Here is a 17,224-nt window from a genome sequence, read left to right as displayed (position 1 = left end):
CTGAAGTCCCCGCACCTTTCATTGAGAGAAATCCCATGCCCGTGAACCTGTCCGCTCCCGATCCCGCCGCGCTGTTCGCGGTGCCCGGCGTCCGCATCGGCGTGGCCGAAGCCGGCGTGCGCAAGGCCAACCGCAAGGACCTGACCGTCGTGCTGATCGACGAAGGCTCGGCGGTCGGCGGCGTGTTCACGCAGAACCGCTTCTGCGCCGCACCGGTGCAGGTCTGTCGTGACCACCTGAAGGCCAACTACGGCATCCGCGCGATGGTGATCAACACCGGCAACGCCAACGCCGGCACCGGCGAAGACGGCCTGATGCGCACGCGCTCGACCTGCATCGCGCTGGCACGCCACCTGGAGCTGGCACCCGAGCAGATCCTGCCGTTCTCGACCGGCGTGATCATGGAGCCGCTGCCCGTGGACCGCATCGAAGCCGGCCTGCCGGCCGCGCTGGCCGACGCGTCGGAAAACAACTGGGCCCGTGCCGCCGAAGGCATCATGACCACCGACACGATTCCCAAGGCGTTCAGCCGCCAGGTGCAGATCGGCGGTGCCACGGTCACCGTCACCGGCATCAGCAAGGGCGCCGGCATGATCCGCCCGAACATGGCGACCATGCTCGGCTTCATGGCGACCGACGCGAAGATCGACCCGGCGCTGATCCAGCCGCTGGCCACGCAGCTGGCCGACGCGTCGTTCAACCGCGTGACCATCGACGGCGACACCTCGACCAACGACTCCTTCGTGGTCATCGCCACGCAGAAGGCCGCGCACGCCACCATCACCTCGCTCGACTCGGCCGACGGCCAGGCGCTCGTGGCCGCGATGCGCGACGTGGCCCGCCTGCTGGCACAGGCCATCGTGCGCGACGGCGAAGGCGCGACCAAGTTCATCACCATCCAGGTCGACGGCGGCAAGGACGGGGCCGAGTGCCGCCAGGTGGCCTATGCCGTGGCGCATTCGCCGCTGGTCAAGACCGCCTTCTTCGCCAGCGACCCGAACCTGGGCCGCATCCTGGCGGCCGTCGGCTATGCCGGCATTGCCGACCTCGACCAGACCGGCATCGACCTGTTCCTGGACGACGTGCACGTGGCGGTGAAGGGCGGGCGCAACCCGTCGTACCGCGAGGAAGACGGCCAGCGCGTGATGAAGCAGAGCGAAATCACCGTGCGCATCGGCCTGGGCCGCGGCACCGCCAGCGACACCGTGTGGACCTGCGACTTCAGCCACGAATACGTGACCATCAACGCCGACTACCGGTCATGAACGAGCAGTTCCAGAAGCTCATCGAGCGCGCCGAACAGCTCATCGGCCGCATCGAATCGATCCTGCCGCAGCCGCTGGCCGCGCCGACCGACTGGAGCGCCTCCATCGCGTGGCGCTACCGCCGCCGCAGCTCCGGCCATGGCGTGCTGGAGCCCGTGAAGCACGTGGCCACGATGGCGCTCGATTCGCTGAGGGAAATCGACGTCCAGAAGGAAAAGATCGAGCGCAACACGCGCCAGTTCGTCGAAGGCAAGCCGGCCAACAACGTGCTGCTGACCGGCGCACGCGGCACGGGCAAGTCGTCGCTCATTCGCGCCTGCCTGCAGGCCTACGCGCCGCAGGGCCTGCGCCTGATCGAGGTCGACAAGGCCGAGCTCACCGACCTGCCCGACATCGTCGAGGTGGTGTCGCAGCGTCCCGAGAAGTTCATCGTCTTCAGCGACGACCTCAGCTTCGATGAGGGCGAGCCGGGCTACAAGGCGCTCAAGTCGATCCTCGACGGATCGATTGCCGCCTCGACGCCCAACGTGCTGATCTACGCCACCAGCAACCGGCGCCACCTGCTGCCCGAGTACATGAAGGACAACCTCACGTACAAGCACACAGACGACGGCGAAGTGCATCCGGGCGAGGTGATCGAAGAGAAGATCTCGCTGTCGGAGCGCTTCGGCCTCTGGGTGAGCTTCTACCCCTTCAGCCAGAACGAATACCTGACGATCGTGGGCCAGTGGCTCTCGTCGTTCGGCGTCGACGACGCGGCCATCGCGGCGGCGCGGCCCGAGGCGCTCGTGTGGGCGCTGGAGCGCGGTTCGCGCAGCGGCCGCGTGGCCTACCAGTTCGCGCGCGACTACGCAGGACGGGCCGGCGCGTGAGCGAGGCTGTGACATCGGCGCGCAAGCACACCGAAGTGGCCGTCGGCGTGCTGATCCGGCTGGCCGACGAGGCGCTGCTGCTCACCACGCGGCCCGAAGGCAAGGCCTATGCGGGCTACTGGGAGTTTCCGGGCGGCAAGATCGAGGCCGGCGAGACGGTCGAGGAAGCCCTGCGCCGCGAGTTGCAGGAAGAACTGGGCATCACCATCGGCGGCGCCGAGGTCTGGAAGGTCACGGAGCACGACTACCCGCACGCGCTGGTGCGCCTGCACTGGTGCAAGGTGACGGACTGGACCGGCGAGTTCGAGATGCGCGAAAGCCAGGCCATGGCCTGGCAGCAATTGCCGCTCGAGGTGGCGCCGGTGCTGCCGGGTGCGCTGCCGGTGCTGGCGTGGCTGGTCGAGGAACGCGGCCTGCCCGCGTCGGCCGCCGAGGCGGTGTCGACCGTCGCCTGACGACGCACGGCACGACCGTGGTCCAGAAGTAAGAGATATGCATCCCAAGTACCGTGCCGACATCGACGGCCTGCGCGCCGTGGCCGTGGCCTCGGTCGTCATCTTCCACGCGTTTCCGAAGCTGCTGCCTGGCGGCTTCATCGGCGTCGACATCTTCTTCGTGATCTCGGGCTTCCTGATCACGACGATCATCATGCAGAGCCACGCGGCCGGCGATTTCAGCTACCGCGACTTCTATGCGCGGCGCATCCGTCGGATCTTCCCGGCGCTGATGCTGATGCTGGCGGGCGTGCTCGCCTTCGGCTGGTACGTGCTGCTCAACAAGGAATTCGTCGAACTGGGCAAGCAGGCGCTGGGCGGCGTGGGCTTCGTGGCCAACTTCGTCTTCTGGAGCGAGGCCGGCTACTTCGACACGGCCGCCGAGACCAAGCCGCTGCTGCACCTGTGGTCGCTGGGCATCGAAGAACAGTTCTACATTTTCTGGCCGCTGCTGCTCGGGCTGGCCTGGCGCCGGCGCTGGCCGATCGTGCGCGTGTTGTGGGTGCTGGCGGTGGTGTCGTTCCTCATCAACGTGACGACGATCCACCCGTTCCGCACGGCGGCCTTCTATTCGCCGGCCTCGCGCTTCTGGGAACTCATGGTGGGCGGCATCCTGGCCTGCATGCGGATGAAGCCGTCGGCACCGAGCGTCTGGCGCAGCCATGTGCAGTCGGTGCTGGGCGTGGGCCTGATCGTGCTGGGCCTCGTGATGATCCGCAGCGACAAGGCCTTCCCCGGCTGGTGGGCGCTGCTGCCGACGCTGGGCGCGGTGAGCTGTATCGCGGCCGGCCCGACGGGTGTGCTGAACAAGTACTTCCTGTCGAACCGCGCGATGGTGTGGATCGGCCTGATCAGCTATCCGCTGTACCTGTGGCACTGGCCGCTCCTGGTGTATGCGCGGATCGTCAAGGGCGCGGAGCCGTCGGTGGGGACGCGCGTGACGATGGTGGTGGCCGGCGTGCTGCTGGCCTGGCTGACCTACCGCTTCATCGAACGGTTCACGCGGGCCCGCCTGGGCGCGGGCATGCTGCGCACGCTCGTGGGCACCGGTGCGTTCGTGGCCGTGGCCGGCGTGGCCGTGCTCAACGGCCTGCCCGCACGCCACAACAGCGAGCTGCTGCAGCAGGTGACCGATGCGACGGTGGATGGCGACTACTACGCCGGCTTTTCCTCCGAAAACTTCGGGCCCTACGCGGTGAATCGCATCGGCAACGGCGCCCGCAAGGTGCTGCTGATCGGCGACAGCCACGTCATCGAATACGGCCCCCGCGCCGCGGAGCTGGCACGCCTCGCGCCCGAGCGCATGGCGACCACGTACTTCTTCACCTACGGCGCGTGCCCGGCCATTCCGAACGTCTTCGCCGAACAGAACCCCGGCTGCGGCCCGGCCCGCGACCAGTGGATGGCGATGGCGCGGGACCCGCAGATCGACACCGTGCTGATCGGCAGCTGCTGGAACTGCTACTTCACGGGCGATTTCCCGCTGGATTACGTGCTGCGCGCGAACGGCACGTCGCTCTCCCTGACCCGCGGCGACCGCGCCGGCATCGAGCCCTCGCTGGTGGCGCTGCAGGCGTGGGTGACCGAACTGGTCAAGCAGAAGAAAAAGGTCTATCTGCTGCTGGACAACGCGCTGGGCGACGACTTCGAACCCCGCCGCATGATCGAGGGCAGCCGCCTGCGCACGCTGTCGGTGGTGGGCAATTCGCCGACCGCACCCGTGCTCGCCGACCAGGTGAAGCTCAACCAGCGGCTCCTGCAGATCGCGGCCGCCAGCGGCGCGGAGGCGATCGACGTGCTGGGCGCCTTGTGCAAGGACGGCCAGTGCCCGCGGACGATGCCCGACGGTGCGCCGGCCTACAAGGACCACGGCCACCTGCGGCCCGCGTTCACGCGGCAGTTCGCGACCTACCTGGACAAGGTGTTCCTGGAAGAGGGCGTGCAGCCCGCGGCAGCCAACTGACGACCCTGCAGCCCTGGCTGGGCTGCGGCGGCGTGCATGCGATCTATTGCTGCAGCTTGGGATCGCCGAAGGGCTCTTCGTCGGGCGGTGTCTCCGCCGGCATCCTGAATTCCTCGGTCGCCCAGGCGCCGAAGTCGATGCCCTTGCAGCGGGCGCTGCAGAACGGCCGGAACGGGTTGCGCTCCGCATAAATGCTGTCGCCTCCGCAGGTCGGGCAGCGGACGATGCGTTCGTCTTCTTTCTTCTTGCTCACACCGGGCCTCACGCGCAGAGGGTCAGTTCGAAGGGGGTGTCTTCCGTGCTCGGGTGCAGGCGGTCGTCGGCCTCGTGCCGCATGAGCCGCACCGAGACCATGAGGCGGTTGCCGCTGATTTCCGGGACCAGGCCCAGCTTGGGATCGATGCGCAGCCGCAGCAGCTGGAAGCTGCGTCCCTGCGGCAGGTTCTGCTGGAACTGCCCGTGGGTGGCGATCACCTTGTAGGGCACGTCGGCGTCGCGCAGCAGCTTGAGCAGCAGGTAGATCGAGGAGGCCAGCGGCGACAGCGTGTTCGACCAGCGTTCCAGGTCGGCGCGGCGGCTGGCTGGGGTGCGGTGCTGCCACGCGTAGTAGGCGGGCAGGTCGAACTCGCAGGTGCCGCCCGGAATGCCGGCGCGGCTGCGGATGCTCATGAGCCACTCGTTCTCGGTGAGTGCCTGTCCCGCCTTACCGGCCACGCCGTTGAGCGCGCTGAAGTTGCGTTCGAGCTGGTCGACCACCTGGTTCAGCACCGTCTCGGCGATGGCCGGATTGCCCCGGTAGCTGTTGAAGACGTTCTTGTGCTTGTCGAGGTCGCGCAGCACGTCGGCCTTGAGGTCGGCGCGCGCCGCCACGTCCATGATCTCGAAGATCGTGACCAGGGCGTAGTGGTGCGAAAGCGGCGATTCCGAGGGCACCAGTTCCCCGAGGCGACGGAACAGATGCTCCAGCCTCAGGTACGTGCGGATGCGCTCGTTGAAGGGGTACTCGTAGAGGATCACGCGTATTTGTCGGTTTCCTGTCGCGGAATCATAACTTCAGGGCGATTTGGAAGGGGGTGTGGGCATCACTTCGCGCACCGCGGCCAGCATGCGCTCGCCGAGTGCGAGCTGTCCGTGCATGGACATGTGCGTGTCGTTCGAGAAGTAGAAGTCGCGGATCTGCGTGTGCTTTTCGCGGGTGAAGGCGTACAGGTCGGGGCCCAGCTTCGCGTCGCGGAAGCCGCTTTCGAAGTCTTTCGAGAAATCGGGCTTGAGGTAGACCGTGGTCTTGTTGGGCACCACCATCCACAGGAGCGGGATGGTGCTGTGCGCAGCGGTGAAGTTCTTCATTCGCGCCAGCGTGTCGGAGGTCAACGGGCCATTGTCCTCGTCTTCCTGGAAGAAGGGCATCCGGTCGCACTGGCGATGCGAGAAGAATTTGCAACCGTCGGGGACTTTCCTTACCCAGGTGTCACGATCGAAATAGGTGTCTACCGGCGAGTTCTTGGCCTTCCACGTGTGGTAGTAGGTCACGACGCCGGTCATGTACTGGACTTCCCAGTTGGGCGCGAAGGCCGGCACGGTCTCGTCGGGTTCGATGAGGGGCTCGGCCTTGGCGCTGTAGGGGAAGATGGTCTTGCCGTCCTTGCAGCGCTCGCTGTAGCGCATGCGCATGTCCAGCAGGCGCTCCACGCTTTCGATGATGACCAGCTTGCCCTTGAAGCCGGAGTCGTGGACCCACTGGCTGAAGTCGCCGCACAGCGACTCGCCGTACTGGCCCCAGTACGAGGTCGAGACCCGGTAGCCGGCCTTGGCGAGCACAGACTGCCAGCGGTGCGTCATGGAGAAGCTGTCGCCCACGACCATCACGTCCGCCTGTTCGATGGGCGTGCTGGCGAGGTAGACCGGATCGACCTTGGGCGGCGGGTCGCGCCAGCCGAACTCGCGTTCGGACAGGCGTCCGATGCGCGTGAGGTCGCCGTAGGGCACCGGGCTGGTGAGCGAAATGATCCACAGGGCCATCAGGACGAAGTAGCCGAAGAGGAAGAACCGCAGCCAGACTTTCGCGGGCGTCGTGGTCGTCGTCATGTCGAATCAGAATTGGAAATAGAGGAAGGGGCTGTAGCCGCCCAGCTTCGAAACGCACCACGCGAACAGTGCGAAGGTACCGATGGCGAGCACCACGGTCGACAGGCGGGCCATCACCGGGCGGCCTGCCATCGACTTCGGATGGGGAATCCAGCGCTCCAGGGTGATGGTCGGCGGCAGCGTCAGGCAGATGACGATCGCCACCAGCATGAGCTGGAAGAACTCCGGCTTGCGGAACGGCACCTTGCCGAACTCGCTGAACGCCGAGACCGGCGCGCCGTGCAGGCCCAGCATGCCCTTGTAGATGGACATGGCCGTGTTCATGCCGTCGGCGCGGAAGACGATCCAGGCCACCACCACACACAGGAAGGTCAGCAGCCAGCCCAGCACGCGCGCGATGCGCCCCGGGGTGGCGTTGCGACGGACCTTGGCGTTCCAGAGGTGATTGACCATCAGGAACGCGCCGTGCATCGCGCCCCAGACCACGAAGGTCCAGGCCGCGCCGTGCCACAGGCCGCCCAGCAGCATCGTGAGGAACAGGTTCAGGTAGCGCCGCGCCGGGCCCTTGCGGTTGCCGCCCAGCGGCACGTAGAGGTAGTCGCGCAGGAAGGTCGACAGCGAGATGTGCCAGCGGCGCCAGAACTCGATGATGTTGGTCGACTTATAGGGCGAGCGGAAGTTGAGCGGCAGCTGCACGCCCAGGCACATCGAGAGGCCGACGGCCATGTCCGAGTAGCCCGAGAAGTCGAAATAGATCTGCAGCGTATAGGCCAGCGCACCGAACCACGCGGTGTACAACGTGGGCTCGATGCCCTTGTGAACGCCGTTGAACATCAGGTCGGCGTACTGCCCCATGGGGTCGGCGATCAGCAGTTTCTTGGCGAGGCCGAAGACGAAGATCGTCAGGCCGATGGCGACCTTGTTCGGGTCCATCCGGTAGGTCGCGGGGTTCGCGAACTGCGGCATCATCTGCGCGTGGTGCAGCACCGGGCCCGCGATCAGGTGCGGGAAGTAGGTGACGAACAGTACGTAGTGGATGAAGCTGCGCTCGTGCACCTTGCCCTGCCAGCAGTCGACCAGGAAGGCGATCTGCGTGAAGGTATAGAACGAGATGCCGATCGGCAGCACGATGTGCACCAGATCGATCGGCGTGAGACCCGCGGCGACCAGCCCCGCATCGACGTTTTCCAGGAAGAAGTTGGCGTACTTGAAGACGGCCAGCACGCCCAGGTTGATCACCAGCGAGGCGATCAGCAGCGTCTTGCGCTTGCGGTCGTTGCGTCCCGGCGCGGGCGTCAGCTGCAGGCCGAACCAGTAGTTGACGCAGATGGAACCCAGCAGCAGCGGCAGGGCCTGCACGCTCCACCAGCCGTAGAAGAACAGCGAGGCCAGTCCGAGGAAGCCGGCGGCGGCGCGGGCGTTGCGTTTGCCGATCAGGAAGAACCCGATCAGGACCAGCGGGAAATAGACAAAAATGAAGGGATACGAGTTGAAAAGCATCTCGGGGAGGGCACTGCAGGGGCGAGCGCCTTTTTGTCGTAATCGTTATAGAGCCGCCGGGGCGGCTGGTCTCGGATTATCGCGTGGTGGCCGCAGCCCACAGCTTCCAGAGACCCCGCACCTCGGTGCCCAGTTCCGCGAGCGTCAACGACTCGTTGTAAATCACGGCGTCGGCGGCGGCCCGGCGCGCCTTGCGCGGCGCCTGCTGGGCGATCACGGCACGCACGGCCTCGGGCTCCCATCCCGAGCGTGCGACGACGCGCTGCAGTTGCGTGTCTTCGCGGGCATCGACCACCAGCACGCGGTCCACGAGGGCGCGCCAGCGGCCGGATTCGACCAGCAGGGGGACGTCGAACACGACGACGGCGTCGTCGCCGGCGGCGGCTGCCTGGCGTTGCGTTTCGGTGCCGATCAGCGGATGCAGGATGGCTTCGAGGCGGGCCTTGGCGCCTGCATCGGCGAACACCAGTTGGCGCATGGCGGCTCGGTCGAGGCCGCCGTCGGGCGCGATGACCGAGGCGCCGAATGCGGCCTCGATGGCAGGCATCGCGATGCCGCCGGCCTGCGCGATGCGGCGCGCGATGGCGTCGGTGTCGACCAGCACGGCCCCTTCGGCCACCAGCAGCGACGCGACCGTGCTCTTGCCGCTGCCGATGCCGCCGGTCAGGCCGATGCGCTTCACCGCCATGCCGCTGTCGTTCTCAAAGGGCCAGGGCCCCGAAAGGGAAGGCGAAGGGAATCCACTGCTTGACGACGGCGGGACCGGCCACGAGGCAGATCAGGCCGGCGCCGGCCAGGAAGGGGCCGAAGGCGATGGGAATGTCCTTGTGGGCCAGCTTGCCGGCGAAGCGCAGCGTGAGGCCGATCACGGCGCCCACCACCGAGGAGACGAGGATGATCGCAATGAGGTAGTCGGCGCCGAGCCAGGCGCCCAGAGCGGCGAGCAGTTTGAAGTCCCCATGTCCCATGCCTTCCTTGCCTGTGGCCAGGCGGTAGGCATGGTACACAAGCCACAGGCTCAGGTAGCCGAACACGGTGCCCCAGACCGCGGTGTTCAGGCTGACGCCGGTCCAGCCCATGGCGGCCCCGACCAGGCCGAGCCAGAGCAGCGGGTAGTTCAGGGCGTCGGGCAGGAACTGGGTGTCGAAGTCGATGAGGAACTGACAGATCAGCACGGCGCCGAAGGCCGCCCAGAGCGCGCCCGTGGGGGTGATGCCGAAGCGGTGCGCGCACAGGGCGAACAGCGCGCCCGTGATCAGCTCGACGAGGGGGTAACGGGGGCTGATCGAGGTCTTGCAGCTGGCGCACCGGCCACGCAGCACGAGGTAGCTGAGCACCGGGATGTTCTGGTACCAGCGGATCTTGTGGCCGCATGCGCCGCAGCGCGAGGCGGGGCGCGTGAGGTCGAAGGGCGGGAGCTTCTCGAGCGCTTCGGCGGCCTTGTCGGCGGCCGCCTCGAGCCCTGCGGGCGGCACGACCTTCGGGCCGAAGACCAGCGACCAGAGCGAAGGCATGTCCTTCGACGACATGAGGTTGGCGACCGCATCGCCCAGCCAGCCCCGGTACATCATGACCGGGGTGCGGTAGATCACCACGTTGAGGAAACTGCCGATCAATAGCCCCAGCACACCGGCCAACGCGGTGTCGAACCCTTGCGATACCAGCATCAGACGACCTGGCCGAGCTTGAAGATGGGCAGGTACATCGACACCACGATGCCCCCGATGATGACGCCCAGGAACACGATGATGATGGGCTCCATCAGGCTGGAGAGGCCGGCGACCATGTCGTCGACTTCGGATTCGTAGAAGTCAGCGGCCTTGCCGAGCATGTGGTCGATTGAACCCGACTCTTCACCGATGGCGGTCATCTGGATCACCATCGAGGGGAACAGGTTGACGTTGGTCATGGCCGTCGTGAGGCTGGTGCCGGTCGAGACTTCCTGCTGGATCTTGGCGGTGGCGTCGCCGTACACCGAGTTGCCCGATGCGCCGCCCACCGAGTCGAGCGCCTCCACCAGCGGCACGCCGGCCGCGAACATGGTGGCGAGCGTGCGGGTCCAGCGGGCCACGCAGGATTTCTCGATCAGCGTGCCGAAGACGGGAATGCGCAGCAGCAGGCGGTCCATGACTTTCTGGACGCGCTCATTGCGTTTCCACGCTTGCAGAAAGAAGTAGATGCCACCGCCGAGCACGCCGAAGATCAGCCACCAATAGGCAACGAAAAACTCGCTCATAGCCATCACGAACAGCGTTGGTGCGGGCAGGTCGGCCCCGAACGAGGTGAACACCTCCTTGAACGCGGGGATCACGAAGATCATGATGACGGCCACCACCACGAAGGCCACGACGATCACCGAAGTCGGGTACATCAGTGCCGACTTGATCTTCGACTTGATCGCCTCGGTTTTCTCCATGTAGGTCGCGAGACGGTCCAGCAACTCTTCCAGGATACCGGCAGCCTCACCGGCCTCCACCAGGTTGCAGTACAGGTTGTCGAAGTACTTCGGAAACTTGCGAAAAGCGGACGACAGCGAGGTGCCGGTCTCGACATCGCTGCGGATGTCGTTCAGCAGCTTGGCGACGCTCGGGTTCGCGTTGCCGCGGCCGACGATGTCGAAGGACTGCAGCAGCGGCACGCCCGCCTTCATCATGGTCGCGAGCTGGCGCGTGAAGATCGCGATGTCCTTGGGCTTGATCGCCTTGCCCGAGCGCATGCGGCGCTTCTTGATCTTGGAGGCCAGCACGCCCTGGCGACGCAAGGCCGCCTGCACCTGGTTCTCCCCGGCGGCGCGAAGTTCGCCGCGTACCAGCTTGCCGTTGCGGTCCTTGCCTTCCCATTCGAAGACGAATTCCTTGTGCGTGACCTGGGAGCGGGGGGATGCCACTGTTGCCATTCGATCTCCGGTTCAGTGTGTTCGTTATAGGTTGGTGCAGGCGACGACTTCTTCGAGCGAAGTGAGGCCCTGCATGACTTTCCGAAGGCCGGACTGGCGCAGCGAGCGCACGCCTTCGGCTTCGGATTGGTTCGCGATGTCCAGCGCACTGCCGTCGCGCAGGATGATTTCCTGGATGGCTTCCGAAATCGGCATCACCTGGTAGATGCCGACCCGGCCCTTGTAGCCGCCGCTGCAGGCGGCGCAGCCGACCGGGCGGTAGGGCTTCCAGGTGCCGTTGATGTCTTCCTCTTTGAAGCCGGCATCGAGCAGGGCTTCGCGCGGGATGTCGATCGGCGCGCGGCACAGCATGCACAGCCGGCGCGCGAGGCGTTGCGCGGTGATCAGGATCACGCTCGACGCGATGTTGAATGGCGCGATGCCCATGTTGCGCATGCGCGTGAGTGTGGTCGGGGCGTCGTTGGTGTGCAGCGTCGACAGCACCAGGTGACCGGTTTGCGCGGCCTTGATCGAGATATCGGCGGTTTCGAGGTCGCGGATTTCGCCGACCATGATGATGTCGGGATCCTGCCGCAGGAAGGCACGCAGCGCGGCCGCGAAAGTGAGGCCGGCCTTCTCGTTGACGTTGACCTGGTTGACGCCGGGCAGGTTGATTTCCGACGGGTCTTCCGCCGTCGCGATGTTGACGCCGGGCTGGTTGAGCAGGTTCAGGCAGGTGTACAGCGACACGGTCTTGCCCGAACCCGTGGGGCCGGTCACCAGCACCATGCCATAGGGGCGGCCGATGGCGTGGAGGAGCCGCTCTTTCTCGTCGGCGTCGTAGCCCAGGGCGTCGATGCCCATGCGTGCGCTGCTCGGGTCCAGGATACGAACGACGATCTTCTCGCCGAACAGCGTGGGCAGCGTGCTCACGCGGAAGTCGATCACGCGGTCGGGGCCGATCTTGAGCTTCATGCGGCCGTCTTGCGGCACGCGCTTCTCCGAGATGTCGAGCCGCGAAATGACCTTGATGCGCGAGGCCAGCTTGTCCTTGATGACCGTGGGTGGGCTGGCGATTTCGCGCAGCTCGCCGTCGACCCGGAAGCGCACCCGGTAGTGGTGTTCGTAAGGCTCGAAGTGGATGTCCGACGCTCGCATGCTCACGGCATCGAGCAGCATCTTGTGCAGGAAGCGCACCACGGGTGCGTCTTCGACTTCGGCAATGGCCTGCTCGTTGGCATCTCCCGAGGTATCGGCGGTGACATCGTCGAACTCGAACTCGGTGCCGACGATGCTGTTGATGGTTTCGGCCGCGCTGACTGCAGCGGCTTCGATCATGCGCGAGAGCTTGTCGTACTCCGCAATGACCCAGTCCACGCCCATCTGCGACGCAAACTTGATCTTTTCCGCGGCTTGCTGGTCCGACGGGTCGGCCGTCGCGACGATCAGGCGGTTGTTGCGCTTGCTGAGAACGACGATGCGGTACGCATGGCAGAGCTTCGGATCGAGCAGGTCCTTGGGCAGGCGCTGGTGATCGATGGCATCGAGGTCGAGCAGCGGGGCGCCGAAGGCGCTCGACAGGGTGTGGGCGAGGTCTGCAGCCGAAACGGCGCCGGTGCCGGTCAGTTCGGCGATGAAGCTGGTGCGGCCGCTCAGCGACTTCTGATAGATGTCTTCGGCTGTCTTCGCCGCGAGCTTGCCGGCCGACACGAGGGCGCGCGCCAAGCCGGGAAGGGCGATCTGCGTAGTTTCTTTAACGGGAATTTCGGCAGCGGCCATTCAGCGAATGCAAAAGATGTGAAAAAGTGCTTCACGATCATCGCTGAACACGCCTGTGCTGTAAATCGTTACACAGCAACAGGGGCTGACATTAACTGGACCAGTCGAGAAAAACTGGTCGGGGTGAGAGGATTCGAACCTCCGGCCTCTACGTCCCGAACGTAGCGCTCTACCAGGCTAAGCTACACCCCGATTGGTTGCAAGAAAAAGAACTCGTCCTAGATGCCAACTCTGCAGAGGTGTTTCAGGCACGTCGCTCAAGCAACTGAGCCGCTAATTGTAGCAAACCTGAAGCGTGCAAATTCGACGGAAGGTCGCGCAATGCATGAATTGCGCGTCCGGCCTCTGCCGCGGCAGCCGCGCGCGAGGCTTCCAGCGCGCCGGTTTCACGAACGATCTCGACGATTTTCCCCAGCTGGGCGGTGTCTCCGGCCTCGATGGCGGCGCGCACCAGTGCGCTCTGCTCGGGGGTGCCGCGTTGCATGGCGAAGATCAGCGGCAAGGTGGTCTTGCCTTCACGCAGGTCATCGCCGACGTTCTTCCCGGTTTCCTGGGCGTCGCCTGCGTAGTCGAGCACGTCGTCGATTACCTGGAATGCGGTGCCCAGCGCCTGTCCGTAGGTGGCGCAGGCTTCTTCGACTTCGGGCGTCGTGCCGGCCAGCACGGCCGCCAGGCGGGTGCTCGCCTCGAAGAGCTTGGCGGTCTTGGAGCGGATCACGCGCAGGTACGCCGCTTCGTCCAGCGAGGCGTCGTGCATGTTCATCAGTTGCAGCACTTCGCCTTCCGCGATCACGTTGGTCGCTTCGGCCAGGATCTGCATGATGCGCATGTTGTTTGCATCCAACATCATCTGGAAGGCGCGCGAATACAGGAAGTCGCCCACCAGCACGCTGGCGGGGTTGCCGAAGGATTCGTTGGCGGTGGCGCGGCCGCGGCGCAGGGTCGATTCGTCGACCACGTCGTCGTGCAGCAGGGTCGCGGTGTGGATGAACTCCACCACGGCCGCCAGGTTGAAGCGCTGTTCGCCCGTGTAGCCGAGCGCGCCTGCCATGAGCAGCAGCAGCGCCGGCCGCAGCCGTTTGCCGCCGGCCGAGATGATGTATTGCGAAACTTGGCTGACCAGCGGAACGCCGGTGTTCAGGCGTTGGGCGATCACACGGTCGACTTCGACCATGTCGCCGGCAATCAGGTCCAGCACAGTGGCGGTGGGGGAGGTGTCGGCGGCGGGAACTGGCAAAGCGAAGGCGCGGGGCGCTGCGAGGATGAGGGCGGCCCTGGAGGCCGGAACGCGCGAATTATAGGGAGCCGTGCACGATTCCCTGGAGCGTCTCAACGTCGGGGTGGTGAGTGTCCGCAAACCGCGCTATAATCTTGGGCTCTGCGGAATTCGCTGCGGGGACTCATTTCTAAGAGGTTTACATGTACGCGGTCATAAAAACCGGCGGCAAGCAGTATCGCGTTGCTTCCGGCGAGAAAATTAAAGTAGAACAGATTGCTGCGGACGTAGGCCAGGAAATCGTGATCGACCAGGTTCTGGCTGTCGGAAACGGCGCTGAAATCAAGGTTGGTACGCCCCTGGTGTCCGGCGCAACGGTGACAGTCACGGTGCTGTCGCACGGCCTGCACGACAAGGTTCGCATCTTCAAGATGCGCCGTCGCAAGCACTATCAAAAACGTCAAGGCCATCGCCAGCAGTTCACCGAACTGCAAATTGGCGCGATCGCCGGCTAAGGAGCACATTCCATGGCACAGAAAAAAGGCGGCGGCTCAACGCGAAACGGGCGCGATTCCAAGCCCAAGATGCTCGGCGTGAAGGCCTTCGGCGGCGAACTGATCAGCGCAGGCTCGATCATCGTGCGCCAGCGCGGCACCCAGTTCCACCCCGGCGTGAACGTCGGCGTGGGCAAGGACCACACGCTCTTCGCCCTGGTCGACGGCCACGTGTCGTTCGGTCACAAGGGTGCGCTGAACAAGCACATGGTCAACGTGACGCCCGCGGCCTAAGCCCCGCAGTCACTTCGATCTTTCCGAGGCCCCGCATTGCCGGGGCTTCTTCATTTGTAAACTGGACATCCCATGAAGTTCGTCGACGAAGCCTTCATCGACATCGCCGCGGGCGATGGCGGCAACGGCTGCGTGTCGTTCCGTCATGAGAAGTACAAGGAGTTCGGCGGCCCCAACGGCGGCGACGGCGGCCGTGGCGGCCACGTGTTCGCGGTGGCCGACTCGAACCTCAACACCCTGGTCGATTTCCGCTACTCGCGCCGGCATGAAGCCAAGCGTGGCGAGCACGGCATGGGCTCCGACATGTTCGGCGCCGCCGGCGACGACATCGTCCTCAAGATGCCCGTCGGCACGATCATCACCGACGCTGAAACGGGTGAGGTGTTGTACGAGCTGCTCAAGGACGGCGAGGTCATCACCATCGCCAAGGGCGGCGACGGCGGTTTTGGCAACATGCGCTTCAAGAGTGCGATCAACCGTGCGCCGCGCCAGAAGACGCCCGGCTGGCCTGGCGAGAAGAAGAGCCTCAAGCTCGAACTCAAGGTGCTGGCCGACGTGGGCCTGCTGGGCATGCCGAATGCGGGCAAATCGACGCTGATCAGCGCCGTTTCGAACGCCCGTCCGCGCATTGCCGACTACCCCTTCACCACGCTGCACCCGAACCTCGGTGTCGTGCGCGTCGGCCCCGAGCAGAGCTTCGTGGTGGCCGACCTGCCCGGTCTGATCGAAGGCGCCTCGGAAGGCGCCGGCCTTGGTCACCTGTTCCTGCGCCACCTGCAGCGCACCCGCTTGCTGCTGCATGTGGTCGACATGGCACCGTTCGACGACAGCGTCGATCCGGTCGCCCAGGCCAAGGCGCTCGTGGCCGAGCTCAAGAAGTACGACGCGGCGCTGCACGAGAAGCCGCGCTGGCTGGTACTGAACAAGCTGGACATGGTGCCGGACGACGAGCGCGCCGCGCGCGTCAAGGACTTCGTCAAGCGCCTGCGCTTCAAGGGCCCCGTCTTCGAGATCTCGGCGCTCACGCGCGAAGGCTGCGAGCACCTGATCAAGGCCGTGTACCAGCAGGTCAAGGCGCAGCAGGTGGCCGAGCACGAAACCGTCGTGGTCGATCCGCGCTTCGTTCCGCTGCCGCCCGAAGGAAACTGAGGGCGTCGCGGCACCTTCGGTGCTGCAAAATGGATAGCAAGCAGCGCAGGCTGCATTCCTGAAACACGCCTTCTTTCTTCATGACCTCGAATTCCGGTTCCACTGCCTTGCGGGATGCCCGCCGTATCGTCGTCAAGGTGGGCTCCAGCCTCGTGACCAACGAGGGGCGCGGCCTCGACGAAGGTGCCATCGGCGAGTGGTGCCGGCAACTGGCCGAACTGGTGCGCGACGGGCGCGAAGTGGTCATGGTGTCGAGCGGCGCGATCGCCGAAGGCATGAAGCGCCTGGGCTGGAAGACCCGTCCGCACGAAGTGCACGAGCTTCAGGCCGCAGCGGCCGTCGGGCAGATGGGCCTGGCCCAGATGTACGAGACCAAGCTGCGCGAGAACCAGATCGGCAGCGCGCAGGTGCTGCTGACGCACGCCGACCTCGCGGACCGCGAGCGCTACCTCAATGCACGCTCGACCCTGGTCACGCTGCTGCGCCTGGGCGTGGTGCCGGTGATCAACGAGAACGACACGGTGGTCAACGACGAAATCAAGTTCGGCGACAACGACACGCTCGGCGCGTTGGTTGCCAACCTGGTCGAGGCCGATGCCCTGATCATCCTGACCGACCAGAAGGGCCTGTACACGGCCGACCCGCGCAAGGACCCCGACGCCAAGTTCGTCCACGAGGCCGCCGCGGGCGATCCGGCGCTCGAGGCCATGGCCGGCGGCGCGGGTTCGAGCATCGGGCGCGGCGGCATGATCACCAAGATCCTTGCGGCCAAGCGCGCGGCGGGCTCCGGTGCTTCCACGGTCATCGCCTGGGGCCGTGAAGCCGACGCGCTGCTGCGGCTCACGCGCGGCGAATCCATCGGCACGCTGTTGGTGGCGCAGACCGCCAAGCACCAGGCGCGCAAGCGCTGGATGGCCGATCACCTGCAGTTGCGTGGTGCCGTCATCGTCGATGCCGGTGCGGCCGCCAAGGTGCGCGGCGAAGGCAAGAGCCTGTTGCCGATCGGCATGACGGGTGTGTCGGGCGAGTTCTCGCGCGGCGACGTGATCGCGGTGCGCGACGTCGACGGCGTCGAACTGGCCCGCGGGCTGGCCAACTATTCGAGCGTGGAGGCCCGGCTGCTGTGCCGCAAGCCTTCGGCCGAGTTCGAGCGGTTGCTGGGCTACGCGGCCGAGCCGGAGATGGTGCACCGCGACAACATGGTGCTGATGCCCGGTTGATCTTCAGGGCGGGGCGCC

General features: G+C 65.6%; 17 protein-coding genes and 1 tRNA gene. 8 read left to right on the top strand and 10 right to left on the bottom strand.

Going from position 1 to position 17,224, the window contains the following annotated elements; all coding sequences use genetic code 11:
- Positions 1 to 35: 35 nt before the first annotated feature.
- From argJ to AC07YS_RS08225, 4 genes are read left to right on the top strand one after another with little or no spacing between them, the layout of a single operon-like run.
- Complete coding sequence (gene argJ / locus AC07YS_RS08240) at positions 36 to 1,265, top strand: bifunctional glutamate N-acetyltransferase/amino-acid acetyltransferase ArgJ (RefSeq protein WP_495269097.1); 1,230 nt, start codon at positions 36 to 38, stop codon at positions 1,263 to 1,265.
- The gene (locus AC07YS_RS08235) at positions 1,262 to 2,137 is read left to right on the top strand and encodes an ATP-binding protein (RefSeq protein ID WP_062474537.1); all 876 of its coding nucleotides are present in this window, start codon (positions 1,262 to 1,264) and stop codon (positions 2,135 to 2,137) included. The genes argJ and AC07YS_RS08235 overlap by 4 nt, the downstream gene beginning before the upstream one ends.
- Positions 2,134 to 2,592: an NUDIX domain-containing protein gene (locus AC07YS_RS08230; protein ID WP_495269096.1), complete on the top strand. Its 459-nt coding sequence runs from the start codon at positions 2,134 to 2,136 to the stop codon at positions 2,590 to 2,592. The genes AC07YS_RS08235 and AC07YS_RS08230 overlap by 4 nt, the downstream gene beginning before the upstream one ends.
- 37 nt (positions 2,593 to 2,629) lie before the next feature.
- The gene (locus tag AC07YS_RS08225) at positions 2,630 to 4,594 is read left to right on the top strand and encodes an acyltransferase family protein (protein ID WP_495269095.1); all 1,965 of its coding nucleotides are present in this window, start codon (positions 2,630 to 2,632) and stop codon (positions 4,592 to 4,594) included.
- Positions 4,595 to 4,637: 43 nt separating this feature from the next.
- Here the strand turns inward: AC07YS_RS08225 and AC07YS_RS08220 are convergent, their stop codons facing one another.
- The 10 genes from AC07YS_RS08220 to AC07YS_RS08175 all read right to left on the bottom strand — a co-directional run bounded on the left by AC07YS_RS08220 (position 4,638) and on the right by AC07YS_RS08175 (position 14,070).
- Entirely contained in the window at positions 4,638 to 4,847 is a 210-nt protein-coding gene (locus AC07YS_RS08220; protein ID WP_062474531.1) for a DNA gyrase inhibitor YacG, read from the bottom strand.
- An 8-nt stretch (positions 4,848 to 4,855) separates the two neighbouring features.
- Complete coding sequence (gene zapD, locus AC07YS_RS08215) at positions 4,856 to 5,611, bottom strand: cell division protein ZapD (protein ID WP_070063618.1); 756 nt, start codon at positions 5,609 to 5,611, stop codon at positions 4,856 to 4,858.
- A gap of 36 nt (positions 5,612 to 5,647) precedes the next feature.
- Positions 5,648 to 6,679 carry an alginate O-acetyltransferase AlgX-related protein gene (locus AC07YS_RS08210; protein WP_062474527.1) on the bottom strand — a complete coding sequence of 344 codons (1,032 nt, stop codon included), beginning with the start codon at positions 6,677 to 6,679 and terminating at the stop codon, positions 5,648 to 5,650.
- A gap of 6 nt (positions 6,680 to 6,685) precedes the next feature.
- Positions 6,686 to 8,179 (bottom strand): MBOAT family O-acyltransferase, encoded by a 1,494-nt coding sequence (locus AC07YS_RS08205; protein WP_095743910.1) that lies wholly within the window; start codon positions 8,177 to 8,179, stop codon positions 6,686 to 6,688.
- A 76-nt stretch (positions 8,180 to 8,255) separates the two neighbouring features.
- Entirely contained in the window at positions 8,256 to 8,867 is a 612-nt protein-coding gene (gene coaE / locus AC07YS_RS08200) for a dephospho-CoA kinase (RefSeq protein ID WP_495269094.1), read from the bottom strand.
- A gap of 13 nt (positions 8,868 to 8,880) precedes the next feature.
- A complete protein-coding gene (locus AC07YS_RS08195) occupies positions 8,881 to 9,846 on the bottom strand; it encodes a prepilin peptidase (RefSeq protein WP_495269093.1) in 966 nt (321 codons plus the stop codon).
- The gene (locus tag AC07YS_RS08190; RefSeq protein WP_495269092.1) at positions 9,846 to 11,075 is read right to left on the bottom strand and encodes a type II secretion system F family protein; all 1,230 of its coding nucleotides are present in this window, start codon (positions 11,073 to 11,075) and stop codon (positions 9,846 to 9,848) included. The genes AC07YS_RS08195 and AC07YS_RS08190 overlap by 1 nt, the downstream gene beginning before the upstream one ends.
- A gap of 24 nt (positions 11,076 to 11,099) precedes the next feature.
- Complete coding sequence (pilB, locus tag AC07YS_RS08185) at positions 11,100 to 12,833, bottom strand: type IV-A pilus assembly ATPase PilB (protein ID WP_493194578.1); 1,734 nt, start codon at positions 12,831 to 12,833, stop codon at positions 11,100 to 11,102.
- A 115-nt stretch (positions 12,834 to 12,948) separates the two neighbouring features.
- Positions 12,949 to 13,025, bottom strand: a tRNA-Pro gene (locus tag AC07YS_RS08180).
- Between the two features lie 52 nt (positions 13,026 to 13,077).
- Positions 13,078 to 14,070, bottom strand: a complete 993-nt coding sequence (locus AC07YS_RS08175; RefSeq protein WP_495269091.1) for a polyprenyl synthetase family protein — start codon at positions 14,068 to 14,070, stop codon at positions 13,078 to 13,080.
- A gap of 182 nt (positions 14,071 to 14,252) precedes the next feature.
- Here AC07YS_RS08175 and rplU point away from each other — a divergent pair, with 182 nt between their 5' ends.
- The 4 genes from rplU to proB all read left to right on the top strand — a co-directional run bounded on the left by rplU (position 14,253) and on the right by proB (position 17,206).
- Positions 14,253 to 14,564: a 50S ribosomal protein L21 gene (gene rplU, locus AC07YS_RS08170; protein WP_062474515.1), complete on the top strand. Its 312-nt coding sequence runs from the start codon at positions 14,253 to 14,255 to the stop codon at positions 14,562 to 14,564.
- Positions 14,565 to 14,576: 12 nt separating this feature from the next.
- Positions 14,577 to 14,837: a 50S ribosomal protein L27 gene (gene rpmA / locus AC07YS_RS08165; protein WP_013543198.1), complete on the top strand. Its 261-nt coding sequence runs from the start codon at positions 14,577 to 14,579 to the stop codon at positions 14,835 to 14,837.
- A gap of 72 nt (positions 14,838 to 14,909) precedes the next feature.
- Positions 14,910 to 15,986 carry an Obg family GTPase CgtA gene (gene cgtA, locus AC07YS_RS08160; protein WP_062474512.1) on the top strand — a complete coding sequence of 359 codons (1,077 nt, stop codon included), beginning with the start codon at positions 14,910 to 14,912 and terminating at the stop codon, positions 15,984 to 15,986.
- An 80-nt stretch (positions 15,987 to 16,066) separates the two neighbouring features.
- The gene (gene proB, locus AC07YS_RS08155) at positions 16,067 to 17,206 is read left to right on the top strand and encodes a glutamate 5-kinase (RefSeq protein ID WP_062474510.1); all 1,140 of its coding nucleotides are present in this window, start codon (positions 16,067 to 16,069) and stop codon (positions 17,204 to 17,206) included.
- Positions 17,207 to 17,224: the final 18 nt, after the last annotated feature.

This window comes from Variovorax sp. GW458-11-26-14-LB1, assembly GCF_059423965.1.
This window is presented reverse-complemented; position numbering and strand designations above follow the sequence as displayed.

Bases quoted from the DNA above. Each gene is read 5' to 3' on its own strand.
- argJ (WP_495269097.1), top strand. From the start codon at position 36: ATGCCCGTGAACCTGTCCGCTCCCGATCCCGCCGCGCTGTTCGCGGTG.
- AC07YS_RS08235 (WP_062474537.1), top strand. From the start codon at position 1,262: ATGAACGAGCAGTTCCAGAAGCTCATCGAGCGCGCCGAACAGCTCATC.
- AC07YS_RS08225 (WP_495269095.1), top strand. From the start codon at position 2,630: ATGCATCCCAAGTACCGTGCCGACATCGACGGCCTGCGCGCCGTGGCC.
- AC07YS_RS08210 (WP_062474527.1), bottom strand. From the start codon at position 6,679: ATGACGACGACCACGACGCCCGCGAAAGTCTGGCTGCGGTTCTTCCTC.
- AC07YS_RS08205 (WP_095743910.1), bottom strand. From the start codon at position 8,179: ATGCTTTTCAACTCGTATCCCTTCATTTTTGTCTATTTCCCGCTGGTC.
- coaE (WP_495269094.1), bottom strand. From the start codon at position 8,867: ATGGCGGTGAAGCGCATCGGCCTGACCGGCGGCATCGGCAGCGGCAAG.
- AC07YS_RS08195 (WP_495269093.1), bottom strand. From the start codon at position 9,846: ATGCTGGTATCGCAAGGGTTCGACACCGCGTTGGCCGGTGTGCTGGGG.
- AC07YS_RS08190 (WP_495269092.1), bottom strand. From the start codon at position 11,075: ATGGCAACAGTGGCATCCCCCCGCTCCCAGGTCACGCACAAGGAATTC.
- pilB (WP_493194578.1), bottom strand. From the start codon at position 12,833: ATGGCCGCTGCCGAAATTCCCGTTAAAGAAACTACGCAGATCGCCCTT.
- rplU (WP_062474515.1), top strand. From the start codon at position 14,253: ATGTACGCGGTCATAAAAACCGGCGGCAAGCAGTATCGCGTTGCTTCC.
- rpmA (WP_013543198.1), top strand. From the start codon at position 14,577: ATGGCACAGAAAAAAGGCGGCGGCTCAACGCGAAACGGGCGCGATTCC.
- cgtA (WP_062474512.1), top strand. From the start codon at position 14,910: ATGAAGTTCGTCGACGAAGCCTTCATCGACATCGCCGCGGGCGATGGC.
- proB (WP_062474510.1), top strand. From the start codon at position 16,067: ATGACCTCGAATTCCGGTTCCACTGCCTTGCGGGATGCCCGCCGTATC.